Raw genomic sequence first — 8,819 nt, 5'->3', positions numbered from 1 at the left:
CGCTTCGCACCTCGAGTGACAACGACCGTCTGCTGGCGGAAAGCATGCAGCGCGCCGGCAACGTCATCCTGGGGCACGTGTTCCTGGGCCCGGAGCCCGCCGAAGCCTTCTCCCCCGAAGCCGCGGAGGCCTACTTCAACGTGGCCTGGGCCACGGCCTTCCCCCAGGTCCGCCCGGTCGGCCCGCGGGCCGGCAAGTTCAACATCGGCGACGCATGGGCAGAGCGTGAGCGCGGAAGAGGCCTGGTAGCGCAGACGGTGGAGGCCAACATCGTGCCCCTGGCGGAGGCCGCGCGGTCTTTCGGCTTCATCAACAACGATCCCGACGCCGACGGAACTATGCGTCGCGCCCTCCTGCTCATCCGCTACCAGGACTTGGACTGGTATCCTTCCCTCGCCTTCCAGGTGGTCCGTGAATACATCGAGGTGCCGGATCAGAACCTCGTCGCCCTCATCAACGAGAACGGCCTCGAACGCATCGAATTCGGCCCCTACAGTCTCCGTCCTCGTCCGGACAGCACGGTGCTCATCAACTATGCCGGGGCCTACGGCACCTATCCTCACTATTCCATGGTGGACGTGATCGAAGGCAGCGTGCCGGCCGCCACCTTCCGCGACAAGCTCGTGCTGCTCGGTCCTACGGCTCTAGGCATCGGCGACATGCGCAACACGCCGTTTCGGTCCCGTAAGGAGTGGGTTCGGACCGACGAAGGCAAGCTCCAGCAAGTGGACCGCGAAGTTGCCTACATGGGCGTCGAGATCCACGCCAACATCATCGACAACCTGCTGCACCTCAATGATCCTGCCCGCAGTTTCCTCAGTCGCGGCAGCCGCGAAGAAATCATCGATCTGGTGGCGATTGTGGCGTTTGGCCTGGTGCTGGGCGTCTGGTTCGGGCGCATCCGTCCCATCCTCGCCACCGTAACCGCGGTGGTGGTGCTGCTGCTGTTCATGGGCGGCCTGCACCTGGCGTTCGCCAAGTGGGGCATGTGGTTGAGTTTCGTCGTGCCCGCCGGAACGCTGCTGGCCAATTACGGCAGCGTCACCAGCTTCCGCATGATTTTCGAGGAGCGCGAGAAGCGCAAAGTCCGCCGCACCTTCTCGCAGTACGTCTCGCCCGGCGTCATCCGCCTGCTGGAGAACGACCCCGCTCGCTACCTGCGCCGCGGCGGCGAGCTGAAGGAACTCTCCGTGATGTTCTCCGACATTCGCGGCTTCACCGCCATGTCCGAGGGCATGACGCCCGACGAGTTGGTCCGCTTGCTCAACGAATACCTGAATGAGATGAGCGACATCGTCATCCGCCGCTGGGGCACGCTCGACAAGTACATTGGCGACGCCATCATGGCGTTCTGGGGTTCGCCCTACCCGCAGGAAGACCACGCCCAGCGCGCCTGCCTCGCCGCGCTTGACATGTGCGCGCGCCTGGAAGAGCTCAACGCCCAGTGGCGCGCCGCCGGACGCAAGACCCTGGCCATCGGCGTGGGCGTGAACACCGGCCCCGTCAACGTGGGCAACATGGGCTCCGACAAACGCTTCAACTGGACCGTCATGGGCGACAACGTCAACCTCGCCTCCCGCCTGGAAGGACTCACCAAGGAGTACGGGGTGCGCATCGTGTTGAGCGAAGGCACCTGGCAGCAGGTGGCCAAAGACTTTGTCGGCCGCGAGCTCGACCGCATACGGGTCAAGGGCAAGGCCCAGCCGGTGGGTATCTACGAATTACTCGATGTTGCGGGAGATGGTTCCCGCCATGCCGCGCTGCTTGCCGCTTTCGAAGACGCGATGGCCGCCTACCGCCGCCGTGAGTGGGAGGCCGCCGCCCAGAAATTCCAGTCTCTGCTCGAGCTTCACCCCGACGATGGTCCCTCACGTGTGTTTCTCTCGCGTTCCTGCGAGTTCGTGGTCGAGAACCCTCCCCCGGACTGGGACGGCGTGTATGTCATGAAAACCAAGTAGCCTTCTGTCACCGGTCGCTGGGCGCTTGTCGCAGGGAATCGTCGCGAACTGGGCCCCCAAAATGTCACGACCCGCCAGCTCATTCCTGAGCCGGCGGGTCGCCGGTAAGCTGTTGGGATTGGCCTGAGGCGGTCACTCTTGATGAAACAGTGGCCACTGCCAACTCCTCAACTTCCAGAAGTTGCAGAAGGTTAGAGCAAACGCCCTAAGCCTCAGCCACCTCACGAATACATCTACCGTCCTGTTCCATGGACCACCTCCTTTCCCGTGTACGCTCACCCTAATACGCTTTCACAGTCGGGTCAACGTCAACTTTTCCGTCCGCATACGGGCGGGTCACCGAAGCCCGCACCGCCCTGTGCTACGCTTCCTTTCCCTTGCCTGCCGAACTGGAAAGTATCGTCGGCCTGCTGACCGCGGCGCTGGGCGGCGCGGCCGTAGGACTGGAGCGCGAATGGTCCGGGCACGCCTCCGGACCGGACGCGCGCTTCGCCGGCATCCGCACCTTCACCCTGCTGGGCGGTATGGCCGGCATGGCGGGATGGCTGTGGGCGGTCCAGTACACCGTCTTCGCCGCCATCCTGCTGGCTGCCGGCGCGGCGTTGGTGGTGGCGGCATACGTTTCCTCCGCCCGGCACAGCGTGGAAGCCACCACCGAGGTCGCGGCGCTGGTGGTGCTGGGCGCCGGCCTGCTCAGCGGCATCGGACACCTGCGCCTGGCCAGCGCCATCTTCGCCCTCACGGTCCTGCTGCTGGCGGAAAAATCGCAGCTCCACGCCATGGTGGCGCGCATCGACGACGTCTCTCTCCGCGCCGGCATCCGCTTCGCCGTCATGGCCGTCGTCATCCTGCCGCTTTTGCCCGAGGGCCCGTACGGGCCGCTGGGCGGCATCCGGCCGCGCTTGCTCTGGATGCTCACCCTGTTTTTCTCCGGTCTCAGCTTCGGCGGATATATCGCCCGCCGCCTGGTCGGCGATCGCCTGGGCTACCCGCTCGCGGGACTGCTCGGCGGCATGGTCTCCTCCACCAACGTGACCTTCACCTTCGCGCGCCTCAGCCGCGAGGAAGCGCGGACGCGCGGCCCGCTTGCCCTGGGCGTAGTCGCCGCCTGTACGGTGATGTTTCTCCGCATCCTCACCGCGACCACCGTGCTCAGCCCTCCGCTGACGCTGGCTCTGATTCCCCACTTCGCTGTGCCTTTCCTGTTGGGCGCCGCCGCCCTGCTGCCGCTCCTGCGTCGAGGTCCGCCGGAGGCTCCTTCTCCGGTAGAGATGAAGAACCCGTTGCAGGTGTGGAGCGCCCTGCAGATGGCTGCGCTTTTTCAGGTGGTATTGTTCGGCGTCCACGCCATGCAGCAGCGCTTTGGCGAAGCCGGTCTGCTGCTAGCCGCTGCCGTCCTTGGACTCACCGACATGGACGCGCTCACCATCTCCATGTCACGCAACAACACCGCCATCGCCCTGGGCGCTCAAGCGATTACGGTCGGCGTGATTTCCAACTCCATCCTCAAGACGCTGCTGGCGGTCGTGTTGGGAAGGGGAAAGTTTCGCCTCCAGGCGGGAGCCTTCCTTCTGGTCACGGCGCTGGTCCTCGCCGGCTCGCTCCTCTGGTTGCGCTAGCCCTCCCAGCGATACATCCCCTCTTGCTCCAGTCCTACGTGGGCCAGCACGCGGCAGGCAAATTGCCGCGCCATCGCTTCCGCGCCCGAGGGCTGGTTGTACAACGCGGGGATCAAGGGAAAGATGGTCGCCCCCGCGTCGGCCGCGCGATACATGTTGCGAATGTGGATCTTGTTCAGCGGCGTCTCGCGCACGCACAGCACCAGCGGCCGTTTCTCCTTCAGGCACACATCGGCGGCGCGTTCCAGCAGCCGCGTGGCCAGGCCGTTGGCGATGCGCGCCAACGTCCCCATGCTGCACGGCATCACGATCATGGCGTCGGTCGGATACGATCCGCTGGCGATGTTCGCCCCGATGTTGGCGTTGCTCTGCTCGCGGATCTTTTTCGACTTGCGCCCTACCACCTGCGCCACCAGGTTCGAGCGCCCGCGCAGACCCAGTTCTTCCGCCAGCACCCGCAGCGCATGTTCCGAGACCACCAGGTTGACGTGCCCCACCCGCTTGTCACGTTCCAGCAGGCGCAACAGCTCGCGCGCGAAGATGGCTCCGCTTGCGCCGGTGATGGCGACCGTCAGATTCGTCGGTGTTTTCAGGGCCGGCATGGCAACCTGTGCAGGCATGCAGTGTACCAGCGCCCGCTTTTCCATGAATCCATGACTCAATGATTCAATGGCGACCCCCGAACCGCCCGGCAATGTTACCCTCGCTGTGTCGCCATGAATCCCGAAGCCTTGCGCAAGCTGTTCGGTGAAGTCCGCCGGGGCCGCCTCTCCCCCGACGAGGCCGTCCGCCGCCTGCGCCACATGCCCTTCGAGGACCTCGGGTTCGCCAAAGTGGACCACCACCGCCCGCTGCGCGCCGGCATGCCGGAGGTGGTTCTGGCCGAGGGCAAGTCGCCCGCGCAGACCGCGCGCATTTTCGAGCGCCTGGCCCGCCACGGCGCGAACGTCTTGGCCACACGCGCTTCCCGCGAGCACTACGCCGCCGTACGCAAGCGTGTACGCCGTGCCCGTTATGAGGAACTGGCTCGCGCCATCGTCCTGCATCGTGACCACAAACGTCATGGAAAGGGAAAGATTGTCATCGTCTCCGCCGGTACCGGCGACATCCCCGTGGCCGAGGAGGCGGTGGTTACCGCCGAGCTCATGGGCAACGCCGTCGAGCACATCTATGACGTGGGCGTCGCCGGCATCCATCGTCTGTTCGCTCACCGCGATTCGCTCACTCACGCGCGCGTGGTTATCGTTTGCGCCGGGATGGAGGGCGCATTACCCAGCGTGGTCGGCGGGTTAGTGGGCGTTCCGGTTATCGCCGTGCCGACCGGCGTCGGCTACGGCGCTTCGTTCGAAGGATTGGCCGCGCTGCTCGGCATGCTGAATTCCTGCGCGTCCAACGTCAGCGTGGTGAACATCGACAACGGCTTCGGCGCCGGTTACGTCGCCTCGCTGATCAACCGTCTATGATGTTCGCAGATGACAAGATGACGACATGACCCCATGTTCCGCGATCTGCTCGAAGTCGCCGTAGCGTACGGTCTGATCGAGGCCGCGCTCTGGACTCCCCAACCGCAGCAGTCCTGGTGGTCTTTCGCTGCGCTGGTCTGGGTGTTGGCCTGCACGATCCTGGGCCGCAAGCGGTTTCGCAGCCTCGGCCTGGGACGCGCGGGCTTCAAGGACACTCTGTGGGTGGTTCCCGGCGCGCTGTGCGTAGCTGGAATCATGCTCCTCGCGGCCTGGCTCGACGGAACGCTCCATCCCCTGTTCGGCAACCGCCCGGCCGTGCTCCATGCCCTGTTCTACCTGCCCTGGGCATGGGTGCAGCAATTCCTGCTGCAGTCGTTCTTCTTTTTGCGACTGGAGAGTGCGCTGGGAAGCGGCCGTCGCGGCGTGCTGGCCGCCGCCTTGCTCTACTCGCTGGCCCACATTCCCAACGAGTCCATGGTGCTGGCCACGCTGCTTTTCGGCCTCATCTCCTGCGACGTCTTTCGCCACGCCCGCAACGCTCACGCCCTCGCGCTGGCCCACTTCATTCTGGGACTGGCTTTCGCCGTCACCGTCCCCAGCAGCGTGCATCACAACATGCGCGTCGGCCTAGGCTACTTGCGGTATCCGAACTAAGAGCGGCCAGGTCTCTTATTTCCTGGTTCTTGGTTTTCTCCTCGCTCTTCGTGTTCTCCGCGGTGGGTTCTTTCCGAATACTCTCGCAAAGATCTTGTTCACGTTTCGTAACTGCCGCTTCAGCTCGAACACCTGCTCCAGTCTCTTCCCTGGCAGGCGCGAGGTGATCTGCTTGTCTTTCATCACCAGCTCGCGGAAGTTCTGCCCTTCCTTCCACGCCCGCATGGCATGGCGCTGCACCAGCCGGTAGGCTTTCTCGCGCAGCACGCCCCCTTCCGTCAGGTCCAGCAGCAGTTGCCCGCTGAACACCAGGCCTCCGGTGCTCTCCAGGTTCTCGAGCATGCGCTTGGGATACACCAGCAGGCGGTCCACCAGGCCGGTAGTCTTGTGCAACAGGTAGTCCACCAGAATGGTGGAGTCCGGCAGGATGACCCGTTCCACCGACGAATGCGAAATGTCGCGCTCGTGCCACAGCGCCACGTTCTCCAGCGCCGGCTGCACGTTGGCGCGCACCACCCGCGCCAGCCCGCAGATCTGTTCGCAGGTGACGGGATTGCGCTTGTGCGGCATGGCCGAGGAGCCCTTCTGCTTCTCGCTGAAGTACTCCTCCGCTTCCCGCACCTCGGTGCGCTGCAGGTGCCGGATCTCGGTGGCGAACTTGTCCAGCGACGAGGCGATCCCCGCCAGCGTTCCCAGGTAATTCGCGTGCCGGTCGCGGCTGATGACCTGCGACGACACCGCCGTCACCTTCAGCCCCAGTTTCTCGCAGATCCTCTCTTCCAGCTCGGGATCGAGGTGCGCGCAGTTGCCCACCGCGCCGGACAGTTTGCCCACACGCATCTCTTCCGCGGCGTGCTCCAGCCGCTGCCTTTGCCGCTCGATCTCGCTGTACCAGTTGGCCAGCTTCAACCCGAAGGTGATGGGCTCGGCATGCACGCCATGCGTGCGCCCGATCATGGGTGTGCGCTGAAACTCCAACGCCCGCCGCTTCAGCACCGCGCTCAATCTCTCCAGGTCGCGCAGCAGGATCTCCGACGCTGCCTTCACCTGCAGCGCCTGGGCGGTATCTACGATGTCGTTCGAAGTCAGCCCGTAGTGCAACCAGCGTGACTCCGGACCGATGTGCTCCGCCACCGCCGTGGTGAAGGCGATGACGTCGTGCTTCACCTCCGCCTCGATGGCCAGGATGCGGGCCACGTTGAAGTCTGCTTTCGCCCGGATGGCAGCCGCCGCGTCCTGCGGCACGATGCCGGCTTCAGCCAGCGTTCCCGTGGCCGCCAGTTCGACCGCCAGCCACATGCGGAACTTGTTCTCGTCTGTCCAGATGTGCCCCATCTCGGGGCGCGTGTAGCGTGAGATCAAGGCCTGGTCCTCGCTCCTTCGCCGAAACCCGGAACCGCCATTCTAAATGGCCTCCATGCTCCCCCGGCCTGCTTCTTTCCCAAAACGGCACTTGTCCCAGGGAGGGAACCGCTTCTACTCGCGGCAGCGCTTTCCCGGCTGGCGGAAGCCAGGGCCACCCTAGCATGGAGGTGCGCTGTCATCGCGTGAGCGTGGACCTCCCGCGCGGCTGGCGCTGTCCTCGTGGAGGATTTGGCTTGAAAGAACTCAGCAACGGCGGCCCGCGCAAGCGTCCCTACCAGAAGCCGGAGCTGCGCAAGCTGACCCCGGCGGAAGCCCAGGCTCGCCTGCGGGAGCATGCCCTGCGTACCGGCTCCGCCGCGGTCCAGTGGTTGCACCGCCCGTCGCAGCACGGCTTGGTGCGCTGAGCTCCCCGGCCCCGTTCGCATACCGCTGCGGAGCAAGACATGAGCGGCGCGTCCAGCTTGATCGGCACGGCCCGCCAGGGTAGCCCCCTGCGTGCGGCGACGTTCGCCTCTATCAATCTTCTCCATTCTTTTCGCCGTTTCGCCCGCGCGGCCGGCCTTGGCACCACCCTGGTCGGTCTTGTCGTCCTCTGTGGTTGGCTCTTCGACATCGCCTCCCTCAAGAGCGTGCTTCCTGACCTGGTGGCCATGAAGTTCAACACTGCCCTGAGCTTCGTGTTGACCGGCATCGCCCTCTGGCTTCTGGCGCCCGACTCGCTTTCCGAGGGGAAGCGTGGCCTTCGCTTCGCCGCCATGACTTGTGCCGGTCTCGTGGCCCTGGTTGGAGCACTGAGCCTGAGCGAGTACGTCTTCACCTGGAACGCCGGGATTGACCAGTTGCTCTTTACCGAAACCGGGCCGGCGGTCGAGACCTCGCATCTCGGACGGATGGCGCCCGTCACCGCTCTGAACTTTCTCCTGCTCGGCTTGGCCCTTCTCCTCATGGAGACCTCCCGCCGTGTTGGCCAGTGGCTGCGGTTCTGCCTGGCCACCGCCGTCTTCCTGGCCGCCTTCCTGTGTCTGATCGGCTACGCCTATGGCGTCCGGCATCTCTATGCCCTGGGATCGTTCACCCCGATTGCACTCCATACCACGGCCACCTTTCTCCTGCTCAGCCTGGGTGTCCTTTCCTCCCGCCTCGAGCAGGGACCCACGGCCCCCTTCGCCAGCGACACCATAGGCGGCATGATGGCCCGACGCTTGTTTCCTGCCGCCTTGCTGGCTCCCACCATTCTGGGTTGGCTGCGCCTGCAAGGCGAAACTCACCATCTCTATGACTCACGCTTCGGCGTAGCCTTGTTCGCCACCAGCAGTGCCGTGGTCTTCGGCGCCCTCGCCTGGGTGAACGCGGTCATGCTGGACCGCATCGACCGTCAGCGCCAGCACGCCGCGCGTGCGCTCGGGGAACAGACGCGCATCCTGCAATCCATTGTGGACAGCATGGGCGAGGCGGTCGTCGTGCACGACGAGCAGGGCCGCTTCCTGGTCTTCAACCGCGCCGCCGAACGCTTGTTCGGCCGTCCCGCCACGCCCCCACCCATGGCCGACTGGCCGCGCCACTTCGGCTTCTACCAAACCGACGGTGTCACGCCGTTCCCCGCGGATCAGGTGCCCAGTCTCCGCGCTCTCCGCGGCGAGTCCCTGGATGACGTGGAGATGCTGGTGCGGCCCGACGCCGCCGAAGAGCGCTGGATCACGGTGAGTGCCCGCCCCCTCCTGGATGAGGACGGCCGTCCCCGGGGCAGCGTGGCCGTTTGC

Annotated in this window: 8 protein-coding genes; 6 read left to right on the top strand and 2 right to left on the bottom strand. The window is 65.2% G+C overall.

Going from position 1 to position 8,819, the window contains the following annotated elements; all coding sequences use genetic code 11:
• Both VLE48_10650 and VLE48_10645 read left to right on the top strand, forming a co-directional pair.
• The coding region (locus VLE48_10650; GenBank protein ID HSA93460.1) for an adenylate/guanylate cyclase domain-containing protein at positions 1 to 1,958 on the top strand (1,958 nt) is incomplete at its 5' end.
• A 377-nt stretch (positions 1,959 to 2,335) separates the two neighbouring features.
• Positions 2,336 to 3,577 (top strand): MgtC/SapB family protein, encoded by a 1,242-nt coding sequence (locus VLE48_10645; GenBank protein ID HSA93459.1) that lies wholly within the window; start codon positions 2,336 to 2,338, stop codon positions 3,575 to 3,577.
• On the opposite strand, the gene VLE48_10640 is transcribed toward VLE48_10645, so the two are convergent.
• Positions 3,574 to 4,197: a UbiX family flavin prenyltransferase gene (locus VLE48_10640; protein HSA93458.1), complete on the bottom strand. Its 624-nt coding sequence runs from the start codon at positions 4,195 to 4,197 to the stop codon at positions 3,574 to 3,576. The genes VLE48_10645 and VLE48_10640 overlap by 4 nt on opposite strands.
• A 96-nt stretch (positions 4,198 to 4,293) precedes the next feature.
• Here VLE48_10640 and larB point away from each other — a divergent pair, with 96 nt between their 5' ends.
• Positions 4,294 to 5,040 carry a nickel pincer cofactor biosynthesis protein LarB gene (gene larB, locus VLE48_10635; protein ID HSA93457.1) on the top strand — a complete coding sequence of 249 codons (747 nt, stop codon included), beginning with the start codon at positions 4,294 to 4,296 and terminating at the stop codon, positions 5,038 to 5,040.
• Between the two features lie 33 nt (positions 5,041 to 5,073).
• Positions 5,074 to 5,694: a CPBP family glutamic-type intramembrane protease gene (locus VLE48_10630; GenBank protein ID HSA93456.1), complete on the top strand. Its 621-nt coding sequence runs from the start codon at positions 5,074 to 5,076 to the stop codon at positions 5,692 to 5,694.
• Between the two features lie 15 nt (positions 5,695 to 5,709).
• Here the strand turns inward: VLE48_10630 and purB are convergent, their stop codons facing one another.
• Positions 5,710 to 7,056 carry an adenylosuccinate lyase gene (gene purB / locus VLE48_10625; protein ID HSA93455.1) on the bottom strand — a complete coding sequence of 449 codons (1,347 nt, stop codon included), beginning with the start codon at positions 7,054 to 7,056 and terminating at the stop codon, positions 5,710 to 5,712.
• Positions 7,057 to 7,292: 236 nt separating this feature from the next.
• Between purB and VLE48_10620 the strand changes: the two genes are divergently transcribed.
• Complete coding sequence (locus tag VLE48_10620; protein ID HSA93454.1) at positions 7,293 to 7,463, top strand: hypothetical protein; 171 nt, start codon at positions 7,293 to 7,295, stop codon at positions 7,461 to 7,463.
• A 39-nt stretch (positions 7,464 to 7,502) separates the two neighbouring features.
• Positions 7,503 to 8,819, top strand: a 1,317-nt coding sequence (locus tag VLE48_10615; protein ID HSA93453.1) for a PAS domain-containing protein, incomplete at its 3' end; no start/stop codon positions are given.

The organism is Terriglobales bacterium, assembly GCA_035454605.1.
In the GTDB taxonomy this organism is placed as follows: domain Bacteria; phylum Acidobacteriota; class Terriglobia; order Terriglobales; family Acidobacteriaceae; genus DATMAB01.
The sequence above is the reverse complement of the archived record's forward strand: the minus strand, read 5'-3'. Positions and strand labels throughout refer to the sequence as shown.

Excerpts from the sequence above, each read along its gene's own strand:
- VLE48_10640 (HSA93458.1), bottom strand. The coding sequence starts at position 4,197 with ATGCCTGCACAGGTTGCCATGCCGGCCCTGAAAACACCGACGAATCTG.
- larB (HSA93457.1), top strand. The coding sequence starts at position 4,294 with ATGAATCCCGAAGCCTTGCGCAAGCTGTTCGGTGAAGTCCGCCGGGGC.
- VLE48_10630 (HSA93456.1), top strand. The coding sequence starts at position 5,074 with ATGTTCCGCGATCTGCTCGAAGTCGCCGTAGCGTACGGTCTGATCGAG.